This is a genomic window from Microbacterium sp. (assembly GCF_011620715.1).
In the GTDB taxonomy this organism is placed as follows: domain Bacteria; phylum Actinomycetota; class Actinomycetes; order Actinomycetales; family Microbacteriaceae; genus Microbacterium.
Genome location: NZ_WOYP01000084.1, coordinates 51096 through 75433, shown reverse-complemented (window position 1 = coordinate 75433; position 24338 = coordinate 51096). Strand labels below are relative to the sequence as shown.

Sequence of the window (24338 nt, the reverse complement as noted above, 5' to 3'; positions counted from 1 at the left end):
GGTCAGTGCTCGAGCTCCGATTTGGGCGAGTGCCCCGGCATCGTGGAATCGGTCAGGGCGGCCAGCGACGCGGCGACCGAGTGGTCGATCGCGGGCTCCGGCAGTCCGTGCTCCGAGAGCACGATGAGCGACTTCGCCGGCAGCCGCACGGTGGATCCGGGATTGACGGGCTCGGTATCGGCCTGCTCGCCGGCGGTGTCGACCAGCACGTCCCACTTCGGGCTGTATGCGACCGCCGGGATATGGAATTCGATGATGTCATCGCCCGCGTTGAACAGCACGATGAAGTGCTTGTCGGTGATCGGCTCGCCGCGGTAGTCGCGCTCGCGGATGCCGCGCCCGTTGAGGAAGACGCCCACCGCGCGTCCGAAGCCCGATTCCCAGTCCTCGGGCTGCATGAGCGTGCCGTCGGGGCGCAGCCAGGCGATGTCGGGCAGGCCTTGACCCGCAACCATGCGCACCGGACGTCCGTCGAAGAACCGGCGCCGGCGGAAAGTCGGGTGATCGCGACGCAGACGGGCAAGAGCGGCAGTGAACTCGATCAGTGGATGGTCCACGTTCTCCCAGTCGATCCAGGTGAGCTCGTTGTCCTGCGCATAGCCGTTGTTGTTGCCCCGCTGCGTGCGGCCCAGCTCGTCACCGTGCAGCATCATCGGCACACCCTGCGAGAGCAGGAGCGTCGCGATGAAGTTTCGCTGCTGCCGCGCGCGAATCGTGTTGATCGCGAGATCATCAGTCGGTCCCTCGACGCCGAAGTTCATCGAACGGTTGTCGTCGGCGCCGTCCTTGCCGTCTTCGCCGTTGGCCTCGTTGTGCTTGTCGTTGTAGGTGACGAGGTCGCGCAGCGTGAAGCCGTCGTGCGCGGTGACGAAGTTCACCGATGCGACCGGTCGCCTGCCGGAGTGCTCGTACAGGTCCGCCGAACCGGTCAGGCGAGAGGCGAATTCGCCCAGCGCCTGCGGCTCGCCGCGCCAGAAGTCGCGCACCGTGTCGCGGTACTTGCCGTTCCACTCCGTCCACTGCGGGGGAAAGTTGCCGACCTGGTAGCCGCCGGGGCCCAGATCCCAGGGCTCGGCGATCAGCTTCACCTGCGAGACCACCGGATCCTGCTGCACGAGTTCGAAGAAGGTCGACAGACGATCCACGTCGTAGAACTCGCGTGCGAGCGTGGCGGCGAGGTCGAAGCGGAACCCGTCCACGTGCATCTCGAGCACCCAGTACCGCAGCGAGTCCATGATCAGCTGCAGTGCGTGCGGGTTGCCCGCGTTCAGGCTGTTGCCGGTGCCGGTGTAGTCGGTGTAGTACCGCTTGTCATCGTCGTCGAGCCGGTAATACGCGGCGTTGTCGATACCGCGCATCGACAGGGTCGGCCCCATGTGGTTGCCTTCGGCGGTGTGGTTGTACACCACGTCGAGGATGACCTCGATGCCCGCGGCATGCAGCGTTCGCACCATGCCCTTGAACTCCTCGACCTGCTGACCGCGGTCACCCTTGGACGAGTAGGTGTTCTGCGGGGCGAAGAACGAGATGGTGTTGTAGCCCCAGTAGTTCGAGAGGCCCTTCTCCTGCAGAGTGGAGTCGTCGACGAACTGGTGCACCGGCATCAGTTCGATCGCCGTCACGCCGAGCCTTTTCAGATGTTCGATGATCGCGGGGTGCGCGATCGCGCTGTATGTCCCGCGGATCTCCTCGGGGATACCGGGATGCCGCGCGGTGAGCCCCTTGACGTGGGCCTCGTAGATGAACGACTCGGAGTACGGCGTCTTGGGCAGCCGGTCGCCGGCCCAGTCGAAGTAAGGGTTGACGACGACGGCTTTCATCATGGATGACGCGGAGTCGTCGTCGTTCACGGAATCGGGGTCGCCGAAGTCGTAGCCGAACACCGCCTGACCCCACTCGATCTGGCCGTCGACCGCCTTCGCGTAGGGGTCGAGCAGCAGCTTGCTGGGGTTGAAGCGCGCGCCGGACTCCGGGTCGTTGGTGCCATGCACCCGGTAGCCATAGCGCTGACCGGGCCGCACCTGTGGCAGGTAGGCGTGCCAGACGTAGGCGTCCACCTCGACCATGTCGACGGGCGTCTCCTTGCCGCGGTCGTCGAACAGGCACAGCTGGACACGCTCGGCGCCCTCGCTGAACAGCGCGAAGTTGGTTCCGTATCCATCGAACGTCGCGCCGAGCGGGTAGCTCGAGCCGGGCCAAGTCTGCACAACGCCTCCGAAGTCGTAGGTCACTAGTCTTCCCCATCGAGCAGATCGGGCCGTCGCCGGCGCGTCCGATCGACCTGCTGCTCGCGTCGCCAGGCGGCGATCGCGCCATGATTGCCGCTCAGAAGGACCGGCGGAACCTCGAGCCCGCGCCACGCGGCGGGCTTGGTGTACGAGGGATATTCGAGCATTCCGCCCTCGTGCGACTCCTCGACCAGGCTCGCGGGATTGCCGACGACGCCCGGAATGAGCCGGCCCACGGCCTCGATCATCGCCATCGCGGCGACCTCTCCCCCGTTGAGCACGTAATCGCCGAGGCTCACGAGCCGCACCTCGCCGAGCGAGGCGGCGTGCGCGAACACACGCTCATCGATGCCCTCGTAGCGACCGCAGCCGAACACCAGGTGCCCGCGCTCGGCGAACTCCCGCGCGGTCGCCTGGGTGAACACCTCGCCGGCCGGCGACGGGAAGATGAACACGGGTCGTTCCGGCCCGGCATCCGCGGCGATCGCGTCGAGCGCCTCGCCCCACGGTTCGGGCTTCATCACCATTCCGGCCCCGCCGCCGTAGGGTGTGTCATCGACGGTGCGGTGACGGTCGTGCGTCGAGTCGCGCAGATCATGCACGCGCACATCGAGCAGTCCGGCACCACGGGCCTTGCCCAGCAGCGAGACCTCGAGGACGTCGAAGAACGACGGGAAGATCGTGACGACGTCGATGCGCACGTCAGGCCTCTTCGGGATCATCCTCGTCAGCGGATGCCGCGGCCTCGGCCTCCGCGCCCGCGCCGTCTTCGGCCGGCAGATCCTCGAACAGTCCGGCCGGCGGTGTGACGAGGATGCGGCCGCCGGGGACGTCGACTTCGGGCACGATCGCCTTCACGAAAGGCACCAGCACCTCGCGGTCACCGGGGAGCCGCACGATGAGCAGATCCTGTGCGGGGAAGTGATCGACGCGGACGACGCGGCCGACGACGTCGCCGTCGCGCACCACGTCGAGTCCGACGAGCTGGTGGTCGTACCACGCGTCGTCTTCGGCGGAGATGTCCTCTTCGTCCTGGTCGATCCACAGGATCGCGCGGACCAGTTCCTCGGCGCCCGAGCGGTCATCGACGCCGTCGAAGAACGCCACGGGGTGGCTGTTCATCCAGCGGAACTCGCGAACGGTCAGACGCTTGCCGTGCCAGGGTGAGGATTCGGGCACCTGCAGGGTGAAGGACGCGCCGGGCGTGAATCTCCCTTCCGGGTCGTCCGTGTACAACTCGAGCTTCAGTGCGCCCTTGAGACCGTGCGCTTTGACGAGACGGCCGACGCGCAGCTGGTTCTTGACGGCGCGCTGCGGCCGATCCGGCGATGACTCTTCGGGCTTCGCCTCATCCGGTGACGTCACGTCAGTCGTCCGCGACGTCGACGCGAACGCGCCGGCCGTCCGCGAGTGCGGCGATCAGCGTGCGCAGGGCCTTCGCCGTGCGTCCGCCGCGCCCGATCACGCGACCCCGGTCGTCCGGGTGAACGTGAACCTCCAGGAGGTCACCGCGCGGGGACGCCGAAGAGCGGATGGACACGTCATCCGGGTGATCGACGATCCCCCTGACGACATGCTCCAGCGCGGCCGCGAGCACCACGATTACTCTGCGTCGGTCGCGGCGTCGGCGTCAGCCTCGGCCGGGGCCGCGGCTGACGGCGCGTCGGCCTTCTTCTCAGCCTTGGGCCTGATGACGACCTTCTTGCTCGAGTCGATCTCGAACGGGGCCTTGGGCTCCTTGACCTTGACGGTCGAGACGGCGTTCTTATCGCCCTTGAACCTGCCCCAGTCGCCGGTGAGCTTCAGCAGCGCCGCGACCTGTTCGGTCGGCTGCGCGCCGACGCTCAGCCAGTACTGCGCACGTTCGGAGTCGACCTCGATGAACGAGGGCTCCTCGGTGGGGTGGTACTTGCCGATCTCCTCGATCACGCGGCCGTCGCGCTTGGTGCGCGAGTCGGCGACGACGATGCGGTAGTACGGCGCACGGATCTTGCCCAGGCGCTTGAGACGGATCTTGACAGCCACGATTCTCCTGAATTGCGTGAAGTGAGACGAACTGATCGCCTGGAGAGTGGGGTGCACACCCGGCGGAAGCTCAAAAGGAGGACGAGGATGCTGGATAGAGGGTCGAGCATCACGTCCGACCCTCTATTCTGCCAGATCGCAGGCGCCCCCGCGAACACCCCGCCCCCAGCTCGTCCGTCGGACCGCCGCCGGGCGCCGGAAACCGGACAAGCGTAGGAGAAGCGGTCCTGTGCCCTCCGACCTTCGTCCTGACTCCTACGCTCGTTCATGTCCCGCAAGATGAATGCGCTGGGCCACCGCAGTGACGATCACCGCTTCGACCCGCTCCCACTCGAACATGACCTGCCGATAGCCGAATCGCAGCACCGTGTATCCGAGCAGGACCAGCCGGGCGTCGGCATCCAGGTCGCGACGGCGAGCAGAGGGCGAGCTGTGATACTCGAAGCCGTCGATCTGAACGACGAGCCGGTCGCCGATCAGAAAGTCGACGGGGTGCCCATCGATCCACACCTGCTGACGAATCCCGACACCGAGGTCGCTGATTCGAGCGAGGAAGATCGACTCGAGGCCCGAGTCGATCAGCGCTGAGCAGGCGTCTGCGACCTCGCTCGCGCGTGAGCTCCGCGTGAGCACTTCTGTCTGAACGAGTCCGCAACGCACGGCGGACTCCCAGAGAGGTCACCGTGTCGCGGAAGGACGCGGGCCGGGCGCCGGACGCCGTTCACCGACATCGCCTACCTTCGTCCGAACTCCTACGGCCGGCCTCTGTCGACCGCCGCGCCTGAGCGCTCAGCCCTTGCCGAGGAGCTTCTGCAGCTGAGCCAGGTCGGCCTCACTCGGCGCGCCCTTAGCGGCAGACGTTCCCGCACCGGCGCCGAGGCCGAAGCCCGAACCGGTGGGCGGAGCGGGGGTGGATGCTGCGATCCCGGCGTTCTCGGCAGCGCGCTTGGCGGGATTGCCCGAGCGCGATCCCTTCACCTTCTGCTGCTTGCCGCGCTTCGCGGACGCTCCCGGTCGTGAGCCCGGGATCGGACCCATGCCGGGGATGTTCGGTGTCCCGCCGCGGGCGACGGTCTTCATCATCTTGGCGGCCTGCTCGAATCGGTTCACCAGCCCGTTCACATCGGTGACGGTCATGCCCGAGCCGCGGGCGATGCGCAGTCGCCGCGAGCCGTTGAGCACCTTCGGATTGCGGCGCTCGATCGGTGTCATCGAACGGATGATCGCCTCGGTGCGGTCGAGTTCCTTCTCGTCGAAGTCCTCCAGCTGCTGCTTCATCTGGCCCATCCCCGGCAGCATGCCGAGCATCTTCTTCATCGAGCCCATCTTCTTGAGCTGCTGCATCTGATCGAGGAAGTCTTCGAGCGTGAAGGAGTCGGTGGCCAGCTTCTCGGCCATCTTCACGGCTTCGGCCTCGTCGAACGCCGACTGGGCCTGCTCGATGAGGGTCAGGATGTCGCCGAGGTCGAGGATGCGCGACGCCATGCGGTCGGGGTGGAACGGCTCGAGGTCGTCGAGTCCCTCACCCGTGGAGGCGTAGATGATCGGGCGTCCGGTGACGGAGGCGACCGAGAGCGCAGCGCCGCCGCGGGCGTCGCCGTCGAGCTTGGACAGCACGACACCGGTGAAGTCGACGCCCTCCTGAAATGCCTTCGCGGTGTTCACCGCGTCCTGACCGATCATCGCGTCGATGACGAACAGGACCTCGTCCGGATCCGTCGCCGCGCGGATGTCGGCCGCCTGCTTCATCATCTCCGCGTCCACGCCCAGGCGTCCGGCGGTGTCGATGATGACGACGTCGTGCTGCTGGCGGCGCGCGACCTCGACACCGTCGCGGGCGACTCGGACCGGGTCGCCGACCCCGTTGCCCGGCTGCGGGGCGTAGATCGCCGCTCCCGCCTGGCCGGCGACGACCTGCAGCTGGTTGACGGCGTTCGGGCGCTGAAGGTCGGCGGCGATCAGCAGCGGAGTGTGGCCCTCCTTCTCGAGCAGCTTCGCGAGCTTGCCGGCGAATGTCGTCTTTCCTGAGCCCTGGAGCCCTGCGAGCATGATGATCGTCGGCGGGTTCTTGGCGAATTGCAGGCGGCGCTGCTGGCCGCCCAGGATCGCCACGAGCTCCTCGTTGACGATCTGCACGACCTGCTGCGCGGGATTGAGCGCCTTGTTGACCTCGTCGCCGAGGGCGCGCTCGCGCACCTTCGCGGTGAACTCCTTGACGACGGGCAGGGCGACATCGGCGTCCAGCAGGGCGCGACGGATCTCGCGGACGGTTCCGTCCACATCCGCGGGCGTGAGCTTGCCCTTGGTGCGGAGATTGCGGAAGGTGTCGGTGAGACGATCGGAGAGCGTGCCGAAGGTTGCCATAGTCCCCCAAGTTTACGCGAGGCGGTGGCAGCCCCAGTCAGACCGGTCCGAGCTCCTGGAACAGCGTCACCTGCAGGTCGTCCGGGGCGAAGTCCTCGGCGGGGGCGATCGTTGCGCCGCGGACCTCGGCGGCGGCATCCGGTCCGTCGAGAGTCTCGAGATGCTCCTCGAATGCCTCGATCCGCTCGTCCGGGCCAGCCGGAGGATGTCGGATTTCGAGGCGACGTAGTTGAAGAAGCTCGGAACGCCCCGCGGGGGTAATCTTGGACGCGATCCAGAAAGTCTCACAAGCCACAAGCGGAGGTAGACGATGCTCGAGATCGTGAACGCCGGACTCGCACCGCATTTCGTGCCCTATCACGACGGCTGGGCGCTGCAGCGGCGCGTGCACGCCGAGGTGGTTTCGGGTCAGCGACCCGACACGCTGATTCTTCTCGAGCACGAGGCCGTGTACACGGCAGGCAAGCGCACAGAGCCTCAGGAACGGCCGGCCGACGGCACGCCCGTGATCGACGTCGATCGCGGCGGCAAGATCACCTGGCACGGCCCCGGTCAGCTCGTCGGCTACCCGATCGTCCGTCTGCCCGAGCCCGTCGACGTGGTCGCCCACGTGCGCCGCTTGGAACGGCTGCTGATCGGCGCGCTCGGTGAACACGGCGTCGACGGCTACCGCGTCGAGGGCCGCAGCGGAGTGTGGGTGCGCAGACCGCTGTCCGAGGACAAGATCGCCGCGATCGGCGTTCGCGTCGAGAAGGGCGTGACGATGCACGGGTTCGCAGTCAACTGCGACAACACGCTCGCGGGCTTCAACGGGATCATCCCGTGCGGGATCACGGATGCCGGTGTCACCACGGTCAGCGAGGTGGTGGGCCGGGACGTGGGACCGGCCGACATCGTCGACTCGATCGTGTCCGCCTTCGAGGCCGAGTACTCGGCAGTCCTCACGTGAGCGGTTGCGCGACCGGCTCCGCCGCGGCGTCGACACCGGCATCCGCCCCGGGCGGGCGCAAGCTCCTCCGCCTCGAGGTGCGCAACGCGCAGACCCCGATCGAGCGCAAGCCCGAATGGATCAAGACACGCGCGAAGATGGGGCCGGAGTACACCGCCCTCCACTCGCTCGTGAAGGACGAGGGGCTGCACACGGTGTGCCAGGAGGCCGGCTGCCCCAACATCTACGAATGCTGGGAAGATCGCGAGGCGACGTTCCTGATCGGCGGCTCGCAGTGCACGCGGCGCTGCGACTTCTGCCAGATCGACACCGGCAAGCCGGCCGACTACGACCAGGATGAGCCGCGCCGTGTCGCCGAGAGTGTCATGAAGATGCGGCTGCGATACGCGACGGTCACCGGTGTCGCTCGCGACGACCTGCCCGACGAGGGCGCCTGGCTGCACGCCGAGACGGTGCGGCGCATCCACGCCGAGAACCCGGGAACCGGCGTCGAGATCCTCGCGACCGACTTCTCGGGCAACCCCACCCTGTTGCGCGAGGTGTTCGAGTCTCGCCCCGAGGTCTTCGCGCACAACGTCGAGACCGTCCCCCGCATCTTCAAGCGCATCCGTCCGGCGTTCCGGTATGAGCGCTCGCTCGATGTGATCGCTCAGGCACGGGAGTACGGCCTCATCACGAAGTCGAATCTGATCCTCGGCATGGGCGAGGAGCCGGCCGAAGTGGTTCAGGCGCTGCAGGACCTGCACGACGCGGGAACCGACATCATCACGATCACCCAATACCTGCGTCCCTCGCCCCGGCACCTTCCGGTCGACAGGTGGGTCAAGCCCGAGGAGTTCCTCGAGTTCAAGGAAGAGGCCGAGCGGATCGGGTTCCTCGGCGTGCTCGCCGGCCCGCTGGTGCGCTCGTCGTACCGCGCCGGGCGCCTTTGGGCGCAGTCGATGATCGCCAAGGGCCGCGACATCCCCGACGACCTTGCGCACCTCGCGCAGGAAATCGCCCAGGAGGCGAAGGAGTTCGCGCAGGCGGTGTGAACCGCGTGCGCGGTCACGGTCGTCGATGAGCGGACGAAGGCCGCGTGTCGAAACACGCTCAGGCTGTCTGAGCGAAGAACCGCGACCCGCTCAGTCCGCGCTGGTGACGGACAGCACATCGCCGTCAGAGTCCAGGTTGACGAGGATGACGTCGTCGGTCGCGTCAGGGTCGAGCGCGTATTCGAGCACCGCGAACGGATCGGCGCCGCCGTGCTCGTCGGCCAGGATGGTCATGCTCATCAGCTGCAGCGAGCGGATGACGTCGACCTGCACGTCGCCGGAGTTGTCGACCAGCATCTCTTCGAGCTCGTCGCCGAGGTGATCCTGCTGCTGGAGGATGTACTCGATGACTTCGCTGGTGCGGTCATCGAGTTCGGAAACCATGGCGTTGCGGGCGGTGCGGTCGATCGATTCGATAGAGGAGATCAGGCTGGCCGCAACATCCAGGGCCGCCTCCGACACGTCGTCCTGATCCGGTGCGGTCAGATCGACGGTGACGGTCTGATCGCCGAGGTCCACGTTCTCAGACCAGAAGATCGACCCGTCCGGGCCGGACTCCAGCAGTCCGAAGAAGTCGTGCTCGATCGCCATATTCCCATGAAACCAGCACCGGAGCATCGGCGCTATCCCGTGACGGCGCGCCGCCATGTTAAGAGTTGAAGTCGGGCTCAGTCCACGAGCGATGCCGCGAACACGTGCGGCGTGAAGCCGGTGAGGTCGCCGATGCCCTCGCCCTGGCCGAGGAGCTTCACCGGGATGCCGGTGCGTTCCTGCACCGCGAGCACGAATCCGCCCTTCGCAGAACCGTCGAGCTTGGTCAGCACGAGTCCGGTGACTCCCGCGTGCTCGAGAAACGCCTGCGCCTGCAGGACGCCGTTCTGGCCGGTCGTCGCGTCGAGCACGAGCAGCACCTCGCTGATCGGAGCCTGCTTCTCGATCACCCGGCGGATCTTGCCGAGCTCATCCATCAGTCCACCCTTGGTGTGCAAACGGCCGGCCGTGTCGACCAGCACGATCTCGGTGCCGGTGCGCTTGGCGTATTCGATGGTCTGGAAGGCGACGGATGCCGGATCCTGACCCTCGTGCTGAGGACGCACGATCGCCGCTCCCCCGCGCTCGGCCCAGGTCGCGAGCTGGTCGACGGCCGCCGCGCGGAACGTGTCCGCCGCTCCGACGACGACACTGCGACCATAGCGCTGCAGGAACTTCGCGAACTTGCCGATCGTGGTGGTCTTGCCGACGCCGTTGACTCCGACCACGAGCACCACGGCCGGGCGCTCGGTCAGCCGAAGCGTGGTGTCGAACTTCGCGAAATGCTCCTCGAGCGTCTCTTTGAGCATGCGCTGCAGGTCCCGAGGATCAGTCGTGCGGAAGCGCTCGACCTTCACGTGCAGCTCGTCGATGATCCGCTCGCTGATGTCGGGTCCGAAATCGGCGGTGATGAGCGCTGTCTCGAGGTCGTCCCAGGTGGTCTCATCGATCATCGGGCGCACGAACAGACCGCGCAGGGCGCCACCCAGGGACCACTTCTCAGCCATGCATCCAGCCTACGGGGCGAAGGTGCTGCGCCTCTCAGCGCACGGCGTTCACACCGACGCGCGCTCACCCACGCGCTGGCCGACGACGGCGGAGACGCCGTCCTGTCGCATGGAGACGCCGTACAGGGCGTCGGCGATCTCCATGGTGCGCTTCTGGTGTGTGATCACGATGAGCTGGCTGCTCTCACGGAGTCGCTCGAAGACACCGAGCAGCCGACCGAGGTTCGCGTCGTCGAGGGCCGCTTCGACCTCGTCGAGGATGTAGAACGGGCTCGGGCGGGCCATGAAGATCGCCACCAGCAGCGCCACCGCGGCCAGCGAACGCTCTCCGCCCGACAGAAGCGAGAGTCGCTCGATCTTCTTGCCCGCCGGGCGGACGGACACTTCGATGCCCGTCGTGAGCGGATCATCTGGATTCGTCAGCGAGATGCTGCCGGTGCCGCCCGGGAACAGCACCGGGAACACCTCCCCGAACGCAGCCTTCGTGTCCTCGAACGCGGCGAGGAAGATCGTCAGCATCCGCTCGTCGAGCTCTTCGATGATCGTGAGAAGGTCCTTGCGGGTCTGCGTCAGGTCCGCGAGCTGCTCCACCAGGAACCTGTGACGCTGCTCCAGCGCGGCGAACTCCTCGAGCGCGAGCGGATTCACCCGACCCAGCTGTCCGAGAATGCGCTCCGCCTCCTGCAGACGGCGTCGCTGCTGCGCACGATCGAACGGCACGGACGGCGCGTCCCCTTCGCCCGGAACCTCCTGGTCGGGACCATATTCTGAAATTAGAATGTCTTCATCGAGGCCCAGCTCGGAGGCGACGCGCTCAAGCGTGCTCGACACGTGCAGACGCTTCTCGTGGATCTGCAGCTCGAGCCCGTGCACGCTCTCGGTCACCCCGGCCAAGCGGTCGCGCAGGACGCCCTCCCGTTGCCTGAGCTCACCCAGCTCGACGGTGACAGCGGTTCGCGCGGTTTCCGCCGCGGCAAGTTCCACACGGGCCTGGCTCACCGAGCGGTCCACCGAGTCGAGCACGGCCGGCAGCTGAGCGGCGACCCGCGCGGCGACCTCATGCTGCGCGCGCCGGAGCACCGCGCGCCGGGCGCTTTCGGCGGCTGCAACGCGCTCTCGCTCTCTCTGACGCTCAAGCTCGACCACCCGCGCTTCGGTGGCGCGCATGCGCTCCTTGAGTGTCTCGACGTCGAGAAGGGCACGCATCTCCCCGTCACGCGCGGTCTCGAGCTCGGCGAGCATGCCCTCCCGCGCCGACGCGTCCAGGATCGGCCTCGGCGCCTCGAGCGCCGACCTCAGTCGGTCATCCGCGCGGCGAGCGGCGGTTTCGGCCTCCTGGACGGCGGCGGATGCCTGCGAGAGTGCCACCGCGAGACGGTCGCAGTCCGCGATGGCCGCCTCGTGGCGGACGCTCGCGCGGTTCACCTTCTCTGTGTGAGCCGCGAGTGCCGCGTCGTGTGCGCGCAGAGTCGCGAGTGCGGCCTTCGTGCGCTGACGCGACGACTCCAGCGACTGCGTCGCCTCGGTGAGGGCCTCGCGCAGCGAGTCGGCGGCGTCCACGAGCTCGTCGCGCCGTTGCGCAGCGGCATCCCGTTCTGCCGCGAGCTCCAGACGTGATTGCCCCTGGCCCGAACCCGACCGCAGCGTGTGCGCGGTGTAGACCTCTCCCGCGCGTGTGACGATCATCACCGGTGCATCCAGGCCGGCATCGGCCAACACCGCGCCGGCCGCCTCGGCCGCCTTGAGATCGTCCGCGACGACGACGTGAGACAGGATTCCGAGCACACCTGCCGGGGCGGTCACGACATCGCGGGCAGGCGTGATATCCGTCAGCTCGGGCAGGACCGGCGTCAGGGCACTCGACGCGGCGATCGCGATGTCGACGACACCGAGATCTCCTTCTCGAACGGCGCGCGCGACGGTGAACGCGTCATCGCGGGTCTCGACGAGCACGCCTTCGGCGAGCGGGCCGAGCGCCGCCGCGATCGCCGCCTCGTAGCCCGGAGTGACCTTCACCGCGTCGCTGAGGAGTCCGCGGATGCCGGCGCCGCCACGCGCGACGAGTTCTGCGGCGGCGTTGCGCACGTCCAGGGCGCGGCCCAGAGCCACGGTCTGGGCGGTGAGCGATTCGCGCTCCCGTTCGGCCGCATGCAGCCGTTCGCGCTCGCGGCCCACCGCGGCTTCAGCCGCCATGGCCTCACTCTGGGCACGGTCGTACGCGGCGGCGTATTGCGCGGCCGACCCCTCGGGAACGAGTTCCGGACCGACGCCCGCGAGCTCCGCTTCCGCTTCGGCGCGACGGGTCAGGGCCGCCTCCAGCGCCAGCCGCTGCCGTTCGACCCCGGCACGCACCGCCGTGAGGGCGGATCCCGCCGCCTCGGCCGATCCGCGCAGCGCAGTGATCCGCATGTCATGCTCCGAGACGAGGGCGCTCTGCGCGGCGATGTCGACATCAAGCGCGTCGAGTTCGGCCCGGGCGCGGATCACGTCCCGTGACGCTTCGGCGGCAGCATTTTGCGCATCGCCGAGCCCGGCGGCGATCTCGTCGATCTCCCGGCGAACGTCGTCGATCATGCCCTGCGAGACGGTGGCGGGCTCGATTCCGACGTCGGCGGCGTTCTCGCCGAGGAGCGCGAGCCGCTGGCCGGTGAGGGTGAACAGGCTGCGGAGACGCTCCTGCACCCGCTCGAGACCGAACAGCACGCCTCGCGCCTGGTCGACGCCTTCGGAACGCTGCTGCTCTTCGAGCGCCGCGATGCGGGTCCGGAGGTTCTCAGCCTGATCCTGCAGCACGAGTCTCTCGGTGTGGCGCTCCTGCTCGCTGCGGGCGTGTCCGGCGATATCGGCGCGGAGCCCGGCCAGTTCGTCGGCGAGCAGTCGAGCCTTCGCATCGCGCACCACGGCGGCGATCGTCGCCGCCTCTCGCGCGATCTCGGCCTGGCGCCCCAGCGGCTTGAGCTGTCGTCGCAGCTCCCCCGCGAGGTCGCTGAGCCGCGTCAGGTTCGCCTCCATCGCCTCGAGTTTGCGCAGGGTCTTCTCCTTGCGGCGACGGTGCTTGAGGATGCCGGCCGCTTCCTCGATGAAACCGCGGCGCTCTTCGGGGGACGCCTGCAGAACGCTGTCCAGTCGGCCCTGGCCGACGATCACGTGCATCTCCCGGCCGAGACCCGAGTCGCTCAGCAGCTCCTGGACGTCGAGCAGGCGGCACACCTCGCCGTTGATCGCGTACTCGCTCGCGCCGTTGCGGAAAAGTGTGCGGCTGATCGTCACCTCGGAGTACTCGATCGGCAGTGATCCGTCGGCGTTGTCGATCGTGAGCTGCACCTCCGCGCGGCCCAGCGGTCCGCGCGTCGCGGTGCCGGCGAAGATGACGTCGTCCATCTTGCCGCCGCGCAGCGTCTTGGCGCCCTGTTCGCCCATCACCCAGGCCAGGGCGTCCACGACGTTCGACTTGCCCGAGCCGTTCGGACCGACGATGCACGTCACGCCGGTTTCGAAAGCGAAAGTCGTCGGCTGCGCGAACGACTTGAACCCTTTGAGCGTGACGCTCTTCAGGTGCATGCAGTCGCCTTCCACCCCGGTCGATTCACCGACTCACGCTACCCGAGGACTCGGCGCGCGCCGCGCAGGCGAGCCGGAGCACGGTGCAGGAGAACGTCGGGCGGTCCGAGGCCGCGACACGCCCGTCGTACATCGAATCTGCGAATTCGCTTGACGCGCGTATCCGTGGCGCGCTAGTGTCTCTCTTCGCGTCCATACCCACGAAAGGAGGTCACCGATGATGCACATGACAAACCCAGGCTTTGAGAACGTTCTCTGTTCTCGGTTCTGCGGAATCGCTCCGGTGACCTCGTCGTTCGGCGCCCCTGCTCCCACCGCCGGCTGACCGCCGCCCGGGCGGACTCTGCCCGGCGGACGATCTCGTCCGCACATGCACGGGCAAGCACCGGCAGACCGCGTCTTCGTGGTCCCTGCGCCGCCTCCGTCGAGCACCCCGCGTCGCGCGTCCGCACCACCTTCACCTGAACGGGTCTTCTCATGATCACCGCCCCTGTCCGCATCGAGCTGCGACCTCTGGCCATTCCGGCATCCATCGATTCCCCGGATGCCGCCGACTTCATCGAGATGGTGCGGGTGCGAAACCGCATCTACGCCGAGATCTCGGGCCACGACGACCATCGGATCGCCGCGGACGAGCTGCTGCCGATCTACCAGCCGGACGAGCTCGAGCGTCGGCTCGTGTGGACCGTCAGCGTCGACGGCGAGATGGTCGGCCGCGTGGGGGTGGACCTTCCGCTGGAGGGCGACTCGAAGGTCGCGTTCTGGCTCATCGAACTCGTGCGCGACGTCTGGGGTCGCGGGGTCGGTTCGACCGCGTACGAGCTCGTCGAGCGGACCGCCCGCGAGAACGGTCGCACCGTGCTGCAGTCGTGGGCCGAGCACCCCGATGCTCCGGGGCCGCGCCTGGCCGCGCCGACCGGCTTCGGCACGATTCCCGATGACCACGCCGCACGGTTCTATGTGCGGCACGGATACACGCTTGAGCAGATCGAGCGCAACAGCGCGTTCGACCTGCGCGGCCCGTTCGAAGAGGTGAAGCGGCTTCTGAGCGGAGCGACCGCAGCATCTGAGGGCTACCGGGTGGTGCAGTGGTTCGCGCCGACGCCGGCCGAGTTCGTCGCCGGCTACGCGTGGATGAAGTCCCGCATGGTGACGGATGCGCCGGCCGCAAGTCTCGAGTTCGACGAAGAGACCTGGGATGCCGCGCGCGTCGCCCGGCACGACGCGATGTACACCGACGCGGGACGGCCGCTGCTGGTGACGGCGGCGCAGCACATCGCCACCGGAGAGCTCTGCGCCTTCAACGAGCTCGTGATCGGCAAGGACCGCACCGAGGCGACCCACCAGGAGGACACGCTCGTACTCAAGGATCACCGCGGCCACAAGCTCGGGACGCTGGTGAAGTGCGCCGGCCTGCTGACGTGGCGGGACTTCGCGCCGGAGTCGCCGCGCGTGATCACCTACAACGCCGAGGAGAATCGCCCCATGCTCGACATCAACGAGGCGATCGGCTTCGTCCCGATCGCTTACGAGGGCGCGTGGAAGAAGGTGCTCGATGACTGACATCGACCGGCAGACCGCCGGTCCTGCCGACTCAACGCGGCGCCTGACAGTGCGGGCAATAGTGGCTCGACCGGTTCATGAACGATACTCGCACGATCGGGCGCGCGCACCGAGGGCACGGCTCGCCGGTGCGACCGTAGGCGTTCAGCGAGTGCGCGAAGTAGCCCGCCTGACCGTTCACGTTCACGTATTGCGCGTCGAAGCTCGTGCCGCCTTCGGCCAGGGCCTGATCGAGAACACCGCGCACATCGGCGAGCAGACGGTTCACCGCACGAGTCGACAGGGTGCGGGAGGGAATCTCGGGATGGATGCGGGCGCGCCAGAGGGCCTCGTCGGCGTAGATGTTGCCGACGCCGCTGATCGTGGTCTGGTCGAGCAGCACGCGTTTGATGGCGGAGCCCTTGCGGCCGACCGCGTCTCGAAAACGACGGTCGCTGAATGCGGGATCCAGCGGATCGCGTGCGATGTGGGCGACCTGACCGGGCACGGACGCATCCCGCGTCCCGCAGCCGCCGGGAGCGGCATCCGGCGTCGGCACGAGAGGGTCCAGTGTGAGCGAGCCGAAGGTTCGCTGGTCGGCGAACACGATCGCGAGGTCGCCGTGCCCAGGATGCTGGATCTCGAACCGGATGCGCTCATGGCGTTCCGTCCCCGCACCCGGCGATCGGAGCAGCAGCTGGCCACTCATGCCCAGATGCGCGACGAGCGCTTCGCCGGCGCCGGCCTCCTGCGGGTCCACCGGCTGAAGCGGGATCCACAGGAACTTGCCGCGACGAGCCGCGCCGACGAGGACGCGCCCGGTCAAGGCCGCCTCGAACTGTGACCCCGACCCGGCGTACCGCGTCAGCGCACGCTCGTCGAGGACTGTCACACCGAGAACGGTTGCGCCCGTGACCGCGGGGTCGAGTCCCGCGCGGACGACCTCGACTTCAGGAAGCTCGGGCACGGAAGATCTCAGGCACGGCCGCTGAGTTCGCGCCAGGCGAGCAGGGCCGCGGCCATCTCCGCCTGCTTCTTGCTCGACCCGGTGCCTTCGGCCGAGAAATCCGCCACGGTCACCGTCGCGGTGAAGGCGCGACTGTGGTCGGGTCCGGTGGAGGTCACAGCGTAGACAGGCGGTGTCGCACCGGTGCGCGAGGCGAGCTCCTGCAGCGTCGTCTTCGGGTCGATCGCGGCGTCGTAGCGGTCGGGGTCGTCCAGGAGCGGGTCGATCAGCCGCAGGACGAGCCCCGTGGCCGCGTCCGGTCCGACCGAGAGGTACGTCGCCCCGATGACCGCTTCCATGGTGTCGGCGAGGATCGAATCCTTGTCGCGGCCGCCGGTCTGCTCCTCGCCACGGCCGAGCATGACGTGCTCGCCCAGGCCGATGCCACGTGCCACCTGCGCCAGCGCGACCGTCGACACGACGCTCGCGCGGCGCTTGGCCAGCGCTCCCTCGTCCAGTGTCGGGTTCGCTGTGAAAAGGCGCACGGTGACCGCCTGCCCGAGCACGGAGTCACCGAGGAATTCGAGGCGCTCGTTGTGCGGCCCCTGACCGTGCTCGTACGCCCACGACCGATGGGTCAGTGCAAGCGACAAAAGCTCGGGGTCTATGACGACTCCGAGCTTGTCGGTGAGCGCAGCACGCTCCGGTGCGACTTCAGCCACGATCCGCGGGAAGCGGGATCAGACGTCTGCGACCTTGCGGCCCTTGTATTCGAGGAACAGTTCCGTGCCCTGCGAGTCGGTGACGACCTTCGCCTGGTGCGGACGGCTGTAGACGACCTTGCCGTTCTCGACCGTGCTGGTCAGCGTGATGGGCGCCGCCTTCCACTGGGCACGACGCGAACGCGTGTTCGAGCGGGAGACCTTCCGCTTCGGCGGGTTACCTGCCATGGCTTGCTCTCTTCTGTGTTCTCGACGATCAGACTCGCGCTGCGCGCGGACCTTCGTCGTCGTGGTCTGGTGTGTAGTGCTGGAGCGCGGCCCAGCGTGAATCAAGGGGCATGGGCTGCTCTGATCCGGTGCTGACGGCCAACCGCTCGCCCGTGGCCGGATCGAGGCCGGGGCAATCCGGCTGACACACCGGCTGAAACGGAAGCGCCAATACGGTCGCGTCCCTGACCAGAGTTTCAAGATCCACGTGGTCGTCTTGAACCTCGAAGTCAGATGCTTCTTCTTCAGAATACGCGAAAAGCTCTTGAAACTCGACTTCGACAGGCTCGGCGATGTCGATCAGGCAGCGACCGCAGACCCCGACGTACTCGGTCTCGATGCGGCCGGTCGCCAGAATACCCTCGTGGACCGACTCGAGACGCACCTCGACCAGCACCGAGTCGCCTTCGGCGACGCTGACCAGACCCTCGCCCCACTTCTGCGGGGCGGGCACGTCGATCGTGAATTCGCGCATTTCGCCGGGGTGGTGGATGATGTCGCGCACGTGAAGCGCGAAAGGGCCGGGAGGATGCTTTCTCACGGTCGTCAATGCTACCCGGACGCTGATGAGCGACGGCTGTGCGCCGCGGGCGGTCAGACGCCGCGGGCACCGGTGTCGAGGTACCGTGCCACCGCGGGCGGCACGAACGGCGACACATCTCCGCCCAGCGCCGAGACCTGGCGCACCAGGGAACTCGAGACGAGCGCGTGCGCCGGATCGGGCAGCACGAAGAGCGTTTCGACATGCGCGAGGTGGCGGTTCACGAGCGCCATCGGCGACTCGTACGCCACATCGATCTGCGAGCGGATGCCCTTGACGAGCACCCCGGCCCCGACGTCGGTCGCATAGTCCACGAGCAGCCCCATGCTCCACGAGGCCACGATGACGTTGCCCTCGACGTCGCCCTCATCGATCGACTGCTCCAGGAGCGTGAGCCGCTGCGCGATCGGGAGCATCGCCTCTTTGCCGGGGTTGTGCACCACGAGCACGTGGAGTTCGTCGTACAGGGCAGCCGCCCGTCGGATGACATCAAGATGACCCAGGGTCGGCGGGTCGAATGATCCAGGAACGACTGCGATCCGGCTGCTCATGACTGAAGCCTACCGATGCTAGTTCTTGGCCAGCGCCGCGCGCTCCTCCATGCCGAGGCGCCGCTCCAGCGCGGCGGCCAACCCGGGGTGGCGCTCCAGCGCGGGGTCGACCTCGAGCACCTGCTCGGCCGCGATACGTGCCTGGGCGATGAGATCGGCATCCGCCGCCACCCGCAGCAGTCGCAGCGACGAGCGCGCGCCGGACTGGACATCGCCCAGAACGTCGCCCTCCCCGCGCAGCTCGAGGTCGATCTCGGCAAGGACGAATCCGTCGAGCGTGCCGGCGACCGCATCCACCCGCTCGCGCGCGGGGGTGCCCCGGTTGGCCTCGGTGACGAGCAGGCACAGACCAGGCACGCTGCCGCGGCCGACGCGGCCGCGCAGCTGGTGCAGCTGCGACACTCCGAAGCGGTCGGCTTCGAGGATCACCATCGTCGAGGCGTTCGGCACGTCGACCCCGACCTCGACGACCGTTGTGGCGATCAGCACATCGATGTCGCCGCGTGCGAAGGACTGCATGATCGTGTCCTTCTGATCCGAAGGCATCTTGCCGTGCAGCGGCGAGATGCGCAGGTCGGCGAACGCGGGATGCCGCGACAGCACGTCCAGAACCTGCGCCACGCCCCAGCGGGTTCGGGGCGCCTCGCCCTCGACGAGGGCGACGGGCTCGTCGGCGGCGTCGTCCTTGACCGAAGCCTCGGCATCGATTGCTGCGCACACCACGAACGCCTGGTGGCCCTTGCCGACCTCCTCGGCGACGCGGTCCCAGACGCGCGAGAACCACGCCGGCTTCTCGGCGAGCGGCGCCACGAAGGTCTGGATCCCCGCGCGGCCCTCGGGCATCGTGCGGATGGTCGAGACGTCGAGGTCGCCGAACACGGTCATCGCGACTGTCCGGGGAATGGGGGTGGCGGTCAGGACGAGGGCGTGCGGGGCGGCGCCCTTCGCGCGCAGCGACTCGCGCTGCTCGACGCCGAACCGGTGCTGCTCGTCCACCACGACCAGCCCGAGGTCGGCGAACGTCGTCGTGTCGCTCAGCAGCGCATGCGTTCCGATCACGATCCGCGCCTGCCCCGATGCGGTCCGCAGAGCCGCCTTGCGTCGCTCGGCGGCGGGCATCTGACCGGTCAGGAGAGTCGGCATGAGCTCCGGGGCGAGCCGCGGCCCCAGCATCCGCGCGATCGAGCGCAGGTGCTGACCGGCGAGAACCTCGGTCGGCGCGATGAGCGCCGACTGACCGCCGCTTTCGGCCACCTGCAGCATCGCGCGCAGCGCCACGAGAGTCTTGCCCGAGCCGACCTCGCCCTGCACGAGCCGGTTCATCGGCCACTCGCCCTGCAGATCGCGGGCGATCTGGTCACCCACAGAGATCTGGTCCGGCGTGCGCGGGAAAGGCAGCGTGTCGTCGAAGACCGCGAGCAGCGCGCCGGGCTCGCGACGCGTCGCCGACAGCGCCCGGACGAACTGACGCTGCTGCAGGAGTGCGACCTGGAGCACGAAAGCCTCGTGCATGCGCAGCGTGGCGCGCGCCCTGTCGATCTGGCCTTCGAAATCGGGACGGTGAATGCGCTCGATCGCGGTGCGGGCATCGAGCAGACCGTCCGCGCGACGAAGTTCGTCGGGCAACGGGTCGGCGACCGGCCCGAGACCATCGAGCACCAGGTCGATGATCTTGCGCATCTTCCAGCTGGCGATCGTGCTCGTGGCCGGGTAGATCGGGATCGGCAGGTTGGCGTTCGCCTCGGCGGTCAGCCGCGCGGTCTCTTCGTCGTCGAACAGCTCGTAATCGGGGTGGGCCAGCTGCTTCGCCCCGCGGTATTCGCCCACTTTGCCCGCGAAGACCCCGCGGCGACCGGGCTGCAGGTCCTTCAGTCGCCACGACTGATTGAAGAACGTGAGCGACAGCTCGCCCTCGCCGTCGCTGATGACGACCTCGAGCAGCGAGCCCTTGCGGTTCTGCATCCGCCGTTCGCGTGCCCAGCGCACCTCGGCCACGATCGTGACGGGCTCGCCGAGCGGCAGTGACGAGATCGGGGTCAGCTCGCCGCGCTTGGCGTACCGGCGCGGGTAGTGGGCGAGCAGGTCGCCGACGGTGCGCATCCCGAAGGCCCGCTCGAGCGCGGTAGCGGTCTTGCCTCCCACGGCGCCGTCGAGGCGCGACTCGAGGGCGAAGGCAGGCATGCTCCGATTTTAGGCAGGAGGGCGGACGCGAGCGCGCCGGCCGTGGCTACCCCCAGATCCCGCTGGCGATGTCGGAGAGGAACGCGCGACCGTTGCGGTTCGAGGTCGACAGGTAGATCCACACGCCGTCGCGCGCCACGATCATCTCCTCGGTGTCGGGCCCGCCGCCCGCCAGCTGGCAGAAGTCCGCGCCGAAATCGTCCGACACCCCGCACTCGTAGCCGAGGCCGGGAAGCGTCGTCACGGCGGCGGCGACGTCCGCGGGCGCAGCGGTGCTGATCAGCAGCAGCATGCCGGTGGAATCACCGACGATCCAGTCGCAGCCGAGCACGAGCGTCGCGTTCGCCGGCACCGGGCGGATGAAGCCGACACCGTCGCTCTGCAGTGTCAGGTCGCCGATGGCCGCCTGCCGAACCTCGGGAGTCGCGAGCGTGTTGCAGTCGGTGGGCAGGTTCGCCGGGGCTGCCGTGTCGGTCGGGACCAGCGCGGGGGTCGGGGTGGGAGTCGGCGTCGCGCTCTTCGTCGGAGACGGCGTCGACGGCGATGGCGTCGCAGTACCAGATCCTCCGCAGCCGGCCAGCGCGGCGGCCAGAACTGCGGCGAAGACGATCGTGGTCACAGTGCGCGTCCGCGTGCGGATCATTCCGATTCCGATTCTCTCGAAGGTCCCTGCCCTGAGCATAGGGTGATCGTGTGACTCGGATCATCTCAGGACGCGCCGGATCCATCACACTCGACGTTCCCGACGCGGGGACGCGTCCCACAAGCGATCGCGTCCGCGAGTCGCTGTTCGGTGCCCTGGAATCGGCAGACGCCCTGCGAGGTGCCGCGGTGCTCGATCTCTACGCCGGCTCAGGGGCGCTCGGCCTCGAGGCGGTCAGCCGCGGGGCGACATCGGCAGATCTGGTGGAGAAGTCTCCGCGCGCCGCCGCGATCGTGCAGCGCAACGCCGCAAAGGTCACGAGATCCGTCGGATCGGATGCCGAGATCCGCGTCCACCGCACGCCGGTGTCGGTGTTCCTGGGCGGACCCCGAGGACCGTATGACCTCGTGTTCCTCGACCCCCCATACGACCTCGACGAGCACGAGCTCACGCATGCGCTCGCCCTGCTCGCGCCTTCCCTCGCACCCGGTGCGACGGTCCTCGTCGAGCGGGCGGCGCGATCGCCGAAGCCGGTGCTGCCCGACGCCCTCGCGCATTCTCGCGACCGGAAGTACGGTGACACCATGCTGTGGTGGGTGCGGCTCTCGCGATAGTCCAGCCTCTCAGCCGCCGTGGGCATCCCAATCGCGATAGGGGTCCCAGCCCCCGCGGCCGTCGTGGGGACGACCGTCGACCAGCACCGGATACGCCGCCTGCGGCACGACCCGTCCGATCGGGCGGAATCCATCCGGCAATGCCAGAGACATCGGGAACGTCGCCAGGAGCGCGTGGTCCTCGCCGCCGGTCAGCGCGACGACGGCATCAGCGCCGAGCGTCGACGAGTCGATCTCGACGGTGACGCCGGATGCCGCGGCCAAACGCGAAGCGTCGAGCACGAGCCCGTCCGACACGTCCATCATCGCCGTCGCGCCCGCGTCGGCCGCGACAGGACCCAGCCGGATCGGAGGGTCAGGGCGCAGCTGCGCCGTCAGCGCAGCCGACTCTTCGGGGGTCAGCGCCTCGAGGTCGACAGCGGCAGGCGCACCTGCGGAACCCCCGAATCGCCCGAACAGGATTGCGAGACCTCGACCGGCGCGGCCGAGCGGTCCGGCCACGGCCACGACATCGCCGCTGCGGGCCCCGCCGCGCAGCACCGGGGCACGGCCGTCGAGCGAACCCAGTGCGGTGACGGCGATCGTGAGCGTGTCGGAGACGGTGAGATCCCCACCTTCGACCGCACAGCCGGGGGCAAGTGCGTCGCACGCCGCACGCAGACCTTCTGCGAGGTGTTCGACGAACGACATCCGGGTGCTGTTCGGCACGGCCAGCGCGACCAGCAGCGCGGTCGGGCGCGCCCCCATCGCGGCGATGTCGGCAAGGTTGACCGCGGCCGCCTTCCACCCCAGGTCGTACCCGCTCGACCAAGCGAGGCGGAAGTCCGGGCCATGCACCAGCGTGTCGGTCGTCGCGACGACGCGCCCGTCGGGCGCGGCGAGCACCGCCGCATCGTCGCCCGGGCCGACCAGAGCCAGCGAGGGACCGAGCCGAACGAGGAGCCGCCGCAGAATCTCGCCCTCCGACAGCTCTCCCAGGGTCGGGTCTTCGTCGGGGATGCTCACTCCTCAACGGTATCGGTGCCCTGCGGCGCGGGTAGCCTGGAGGGGTGCCCCGCCGAACCGACGCCCTCCCCGTCGCGGCGACGATTCTGCTGGTCGGCGCGCTGCTGGCCGGCTGCACCTCGACCGTGTCGCTGCAGCCGGCCGAGAATGCGAACGCGCCCGCGTGCGCCGATGTCACCGTGCGACTGCCCGACACGGTCGACGGGCAGCCTCGGCGCTGGACCGACGCGCAGGCGACCGGCGCGTGGGGCGATCCGGCATCCGTCATCATCACGTGCGGCGTGCCCGAACTCGGACCCACGACGCTCCCCTGCCACAGTGTCAACGGCGTGGACTGGGTGATCGACGAATCGGATGCCCCGCGATATCGCGTGACCACGTTCGACCGCACCCCCGCGGTGGAGGTGTACCTCGACAACGACGTCGTCTCGAGCGCGCAAGTGCTCGAGACGCTGTCGCAGGTCGTGAGCGTGCTGCCCCAGAACGGCCAGGTCTGCACAGAGTCCGGCTAGAGTCCTGCGCCGGTCGTTCGCCGTCGGAGAAGTCACCGGCCCGCTCCGATGATCGTGTCGGCGGCAGTGCCGAGTCAACGTGGAACGGGCTCGCCGGCTCAGCCCTGGAAGACGCCGCGGAGCCCCTCCACGAGCGGGGTGGTGGGGCGTCCGATGAGGCGGGAGAGGGTGCCGTCGGTCTCGCCGAGCATTCCGTCGCGGATGCCGCTGTCGATCGACGTGATGAACGCGATCGTGTGGGCGTCGAGCCCAGCCGCCTCGAGCGCAGCACGGTGCTCGGCCTCGGTGAGCGACTGATAGACGACCTCCCGTCCGACGACGTCGGCCATGGCAGCGGCGAGGTCGTGGTAGTCCCAGGACACGTCTCCGGCGAGCTCGTAGATCGCGCCAAGATGCCCGTCCTCCCGAAGCACGGCGGCGGCGGCCTCGGCGAAGTCGGCGCGGCTGGCGCTGGCGACGTGCCCCGCGCCGACCGAGGCCACCAGGACTCCGGTTTCGGCGGCGCGCGCGAGGTCGAGGGCGTAGTTCTCCGTGTACCAGTTGTTGCGCAGGATCACTGCGGGGAGCCCGGAGGCGGCGATCGCCTCCTCAGTGGCCTTGTGGTCGGGGGCGAGCAGCAGCGTGCTGGTGGTGGCGCGAGGTGCGCTGGTGTAGACGAGCTTTTCAACGCCGACCTCGGCGATGGCGTTCACGGTGTCGCGATGAAGGGTGATGCGGTCGCCGGCGGAGGCGGAGATCAACAGCACGGACTCCACGTCGTGCAATGCCGGTGCGATGGTCTCGGGGCGTGCGTAGTCGAGCGGGGCGACCCGGATGCCTCGTCCGGCGAGGTCGGCGATCTTTGACACGTCGCGCGCGGTCGCCACGATGTCCGCGGGGTCGGTGCCGCGGGCCAGGAGGGCGTCGATCGCAAGTCGGCCCAGGTGGCCGGACGCCGCGGTGATGAGTGTTGCCATAACAGGTGCCTTTCGTCGGTGGACAGTAACGACAACCGAGGCATTCCCCCTAACCTTCCGCATCGCGCATACCGATTTTGAGGTAAGTTGCGAACGCGGTGGCTAGTTCGCCGCACGCTCCATGGCGGTCTCGATCAGCTCGGAGATCAGCTCGGCATA

The 24338-nt window shown here is 68.4% G+C and carries 25 protein-coding genes; 5 read left to right on the top strand and 20 right to left on the bottom strand.

What is annotated here, in order from left to right; genetic code table 11:
- Nucleotides 1–2: 2 nt before the first annotated feature.
- From glgX to QZV84_RS08590, 8 genes are all read right to left on the bottom strand, one after another.
- Nucleotides 3–2207, bottom strand: a complete 2205-nt coding sequence (gene glgX, locus QZV84_RS08625; RefSeq protein ID WP_292828304.1) for a glycogen debranching protein GlgX — start codon at nucleotides 2205–2207, stop codon at nucleotides 3–5.
- A gap of 23 nt (nucleotides 2208–2230) precedes the next feature.
- The gene (gene trmD / locus QZV84_RS08620; protein WP_292828516.1) at nucleotides 2231–2929 is read right to left on the bottom strand and encodes a tRNA (guanosine(37)-N1)-methyltransferase TrmD; all 699 of its coding nucleotides are present in this window, start codon (nucleotides 2927–2929) and stop codon (nucleotides 2231–2233) included.
- Between the two features lies 1 nt (nucleotide 2930).
- Nucleotides 2931–3521, bottom strand: a complete 591-nt coding sequence (gene rimM / locus QZV84_RS08615; RefSeq protein WP_292828513.1) for a ribosome maturation factor RimM — start codon at nucleotides 3519–3521, stop codon at nucleotides 2931–2933.
- A 73-nt stretch (nucleotides 3522–3594) separates the two neighbouring features.
- On the bottom strand, nucleotides 3595–3825 hold the full coding sequence (locus QZV84_RS08610; RefSeq protein WP_292828302.1) for an RNA-binding protein: 231 nt from the start codon (nucleotides 3823–3825) through the stop codon (nucleotides 3595–3597).
- Between the two features lie 5 nt (nucleotides 3826–3830).
- Nucleotides 3831–4253, bottom strand: coding sequence for a 30S ribosomal protein S16 (rpsP, locus tag QZV84_RS08605; RefSeq protein ID WP_292828299.1), 423 nt, complete (start codon nucleotides 4251–4253; stop codon nucleotides 3831–3833).
- A gap of 255 nt (nucleotides 4254–4508) precedes the next feature.
- On the bottom strand, nucleotides 4509–4913 hold the full coding sequence (locus QZV84_RS08600; RefSeq protein WP_292828296.1) for a DUF559 domain-containing protein: 405 nt from the start codon (nucleotides 4911–4913) through the stop codon (nucleotides 4509–4511).
- Nucleotides 4914–5042: 129 nt separating this feature from the next.
- Entirely contained in the window at nucleotides 5043–6617 is a 1575-nt protein-coding gene (gene ffh, locus QZV84_RS08595; protein ID WP_292828293.1) for a signal recognition particle protein, read from the bottom strand.
- Between the two features lie 37 nt (nucleotides 6618–6654).
- Nucleotides 6655–6912: a hypothetical protein gene (locus tag QZV84_RS08590; RefSeq protein WP_292828290.1), complete on the bottom strand. Its 258-nt coding sequence runs from the start codon at nucleotides 6910–6912 to the stop codon at nucleotides 6655–6657.
- A 15-nt stretch (nucleotides 6913–6927) separates the two neighbouring features.
- Between QZV84_RS08590 and lipB the strand changes: the two genes are divergently transcribed.
- Entirely contained in the window at nucleotides 6928–7566 is a 639-nt protein-coding gene (lipB, locus tag QZV84_RS08585; RefSeq protein WP_292828287.1) for a lipoyl(octanoyl) transferase LipB, read from the top strand.
- A complete protein-coding gene (gene lipA / locus QZV84_RS08580) occupies nucleotides 7563–8600 on the top strand; it encodes a lipoyl synthase (RefSeq protein ID WP_292828284.1) in 1038 nt (345 codons plus the stop codon). Before lipB ends, lipA begins: the two co-directional genes overlap by 4 nt.
- A 90-nt stretch (nucleotides 8601–8690) precedes the next feature.
- Here the strand turns inward: lipA and QZV84_RS08575 are convergent, their stop codons facing one another.
- From QZV84_RS08575 to smc, 3 genes are all read right to left on the bottom strand, one after another.
- Nucleotides 8691–9191 (bottom strand): DUF2004 domain-containing protein, encoded by a 501-nt coding sequence (locus QZV84_RS08575; protein ID WP_292828281.1) that lies wholly within the window; start codon nucleotides 9189–9191, stop codon nucleotides 8691–8693.
- 77 nt (nucleotides 9192–9268) lie between these two features.
- A complete protein-coding gene (gene ftsY, locus QZV84_RS08570) occupies nucleotides 9269–10138 on the bottom strand; it encodes a signal recognition particle-docking protein FtsY (RefSeq protein WP_292828278.1) in 870 nt (289 codons plus the stop codon).
- A gap of 48 nt (nucleotides 10139–10186) precedes the next feature.
- Complete coding sequence (gene smc, locus QZV84_RS08565; RefSeq protein ID WP_292828275.1) at nucleotides 10187–13699, bottom strand: chromosome segregation protein SMC; 3513 nt, start codon at nucleotides 13697–13699, stop codon at nucleotides 10187–10189.
- Between the two features lie 477 nt (nucleotides 13700–14176).
- Here smc and QZV84_RS08560 point away from each other — a divergent pair, with 477 nt between their 5' ends.
- Nucleotides 14177–15262 (top strand): GNAT family N-acetyltransferase, encoded by a 1086-nt coding sequence (locus QZV84_RS08560; protein ID WP_292828273.1) that lies wholly within the window; start codon nucleotides 14177–14179, stop codon nucleotides 15260–15262.
- Between the two features lie 31 nt (nucleotides 15263–15293).
- Here the strand turns inward: QZV84_RS08560 and mutM are convergent, their stop codons facing one another.
- The 7 genes from mutM to QZV84_RS08525 form a co-directional block, all read right to left on the bottom strand.
- A complete protein-coding gene (gene mutM, locus QZV84_RS08555; RefSeq protein ID WP_292828270.1) occupies nucleotides 15294–16208 on the bottom strand; it encodes a bifunctional DNA-formamidopyrimidine glycosylase/DNA-(apurinic or apyrimidinic site) lyase in 915 nt (304 codons plus the stop codon).
- Between the two features lie 8 nt (nucleotides 16209–16216).
- Entirely contained in the window at nucleotides 16217–16909 is a 693-nt protein-coding gene (gene rnc, locus QZV84_RS08550) for a ribonuclease III (protein WP_292828267.1), read from the bottom strand.
- Nucleotides 16910–16927: 18 nt separating this feature from the next.
- Nucleotides 16928–17137, bottom strand: a complete 210-nt coding sequence (gene rpmF / locus QZV84_RS08545) for a 50S ribosomal protein L32 (RefSeq protein WP_091706827.1) — start codon at nucleotides 17135–17137, stop codon at nucleotides 16928–16930.
- Nucleotides 17138–17165: 28 nt separating this feature from the next.
- The gene (locus QZV84_RS08540; RefSeq protein ID WP_292828510.1) at nucleotides 17166–17651 is read right to left on the bottom strand and encodes a DUF177 domain-containing protein; all 486 of its coding nucleotides are present in this window, start codon (nucleotides 17649–17651) and stop codon (nucleotides 17166–17168) included.
- A 119-nt stretch (nucleotides 17652–17770) separates the two neighbouring features.
- Nucleotides 17771–18268 carry a pantetheine-phosphate adenylyltransferase gene (coaD, locus tag QZV84_RS08535; protein WP_292828260.1) on the bottom strand — a complete coding sequence of 166 codons (498 nt, stop codon included), beginning with the start codon at nucleotides 18266–18268 and terminating at the stop codon, nucleotides 17771–17773.
- 18 nt (nucleotides 18269–18286) lie between these two features.
- Nucleotides 18287–20449, bottom strand: coding sequence for an ATP-dependent DNA helicase RecG (locus QZV84_RS08530; RefSeq protein ID WP_292828258.1), 2163 nt, complete (start codon nucleotides 20447–20449; stop codon nucleotides 18287–18289).
- Nucleotides 20450–20495: 46 nt separating this feature from the next.
- Nucleotides 20496–21092, bottom strand: coding sequence for a hypothetical protein (locus QZV84_RS08525; RefSeq protein ID WP_292828256.1), 597 nt, complete (start codon nucleotides 21090–21092; stop codon nucleotides 20496–20498).
- Between the two features lie 50 nt (nucleotides 21093–21142).
- On the opposite strand from QZV84_RS08525, the gene rsmD reads away from it, so the two are divergent.
- Entirely contained in the window at nucleotides 21143–21706 is a 564-nt protein-coding gene (gene rsmD / locus QZV84_RS08520; protein ID WP_292828254.1) for a 16S rRNA (guanine(966)-N(2))-methyltransferase RsmD, read from the top strand.
- A 9-nt stretch (nucleotides 21707–21715) separates the two neighbouring features.
- Here rsmD and thiL read toward each other — a convergent pair whose 3' ends face one another.
- Nucleotides 21716–22705 carry a thiamine-phosphate kinase gene (gene thiL, locus QZV84_RS08515; protein WP_292828507.1) on the bottom strand — a complete coding sequence of 330 codons (990 nt, stop codon included), beginning with the start codon at nucleotides 22703–22705 and terminating at the stop codon, nucleotides 21716–21718.
- 50 nt (nucleotides 22706–22755) lie between these two features.
- Between thiL and QZV84_RS08510 the strand changes: the two genes are divergently transcribed.
- On the top strand, nucleotides 22756–23223 hold the full coding sequence (locus QZV84_RS08510) for a DUF3515 family protein (RefSeq protein ID WP_292828252.1): 468 nt from the start codon (nucleotides 22756–22758) through the stop codon (nucleotides 23221–23223).
- Between the two features lie 98 nt (nucleotides 23224–23321).
- On the opposite strand, the gene QZV84_RS08505 is transcribed toward QZV84_RS08510, so the two are convergent.
- The gene (locus tag QZV84_RS08505) at nucleotides 23322–24179 is read right to left on the bottom strand and encodes an NAD(P)H-binding protein (protein ID WP_292828249.1); all 858 of its coding nucleotides are present in this window, start codon (nucleotides 24177–24179) and stop codon (nucleotides 23322–23324) included.
- Nucleotides 24180–24338: the final 159 nt, after the last annotated feature.

Excerpts from the sequence above, each read along its gene's own strand:
- ffh (WP_292828293.1), bottom strand. The coding sequence starts at position 6,617 with ATGGCAACCTTCGGCACGCTCTCCGATCGTCTCACCGACACCTTCCGC.
- lipB (WP_292828287.1), top strand. The coding sequence starts at position 6,928 with ATGCTCGAGATCGTGAACGCCGGACTCGCACCGCATTTCGTGCCCTAT.
- QZV84_RS08575 (WP_292828281.1), bottom strand. The coding sequence starts at position 9,191 with ATGGCGATCGAGCACGACTTCTTCGGACTGCTGGAGTCCGGCCCGGAC.
- ftsY (WP_292828278.1), bottom strand. The coding sequence starts at position 10,138 with ATGGCTGAGAAGTGGTCCCTGGGTGGCGCCCTGCGCGGTCTGTTCGTG.
- smc (WP_292828275.1), bottom strand. The coding sequence starts at position 13,699 with ATGCACCTGAAGAGCGTCACGCTCAAAGGGTTCAAGTCGTTCGCGCAG.
- QZV84_RS08560 (WP_292828273.1), top strand. The coding sequence starts at position 14,177 with ATGATCACCGCCCCTGTCCGCATCGAGCTGCGACCTCTGGCCATTCCG.
- rpmF (WP_091706827.1), bottom strand. The coding sequence starts at position 17,137 with ATGGCAGGTAACCCGCCGAAGCGGAAGGTCTCCCGCTCGAACACGCGT.
- QZV84_RS08540 (WP_292828510.1), bottom strand. The coding sequence starts at position 17,651 with ATGCGCGAATTCACGATCGACGTGCCCGCCCCGCAGAAGTGGGGCGAG.
- coaD (WP_292828260.1), bottom strand. The coding sequence starts at position 18,268 with ATGAGCAGCCGGATCGCAGTCGTTCCTGGATCATTCGACCCGCCGACC.
- QZV84_RS08530 (WP_292828258.1), bottom strand. The coding sequence starts at position 20,449 with ATGCCTGCCTTCGCCCTCGAGTCGCGCCTCGACGGCGCCGTGGGAGGC.
- QZV84_RS08525 (WP_292828256.1), bottom strand. The coding sequence starts at position 21,092 with ATGATCCGCACGCGGACGCGCACTGTGACCACGATCGTCTTCGCCGCA.
- QZV84_RS08505 (WP_292828249.1), bottom strand. The coding sequence starts at position 24,179 with ATGGCAACACTCATCACCGCGGCGTCCGGCCACCTGGGCCGACTTGCG.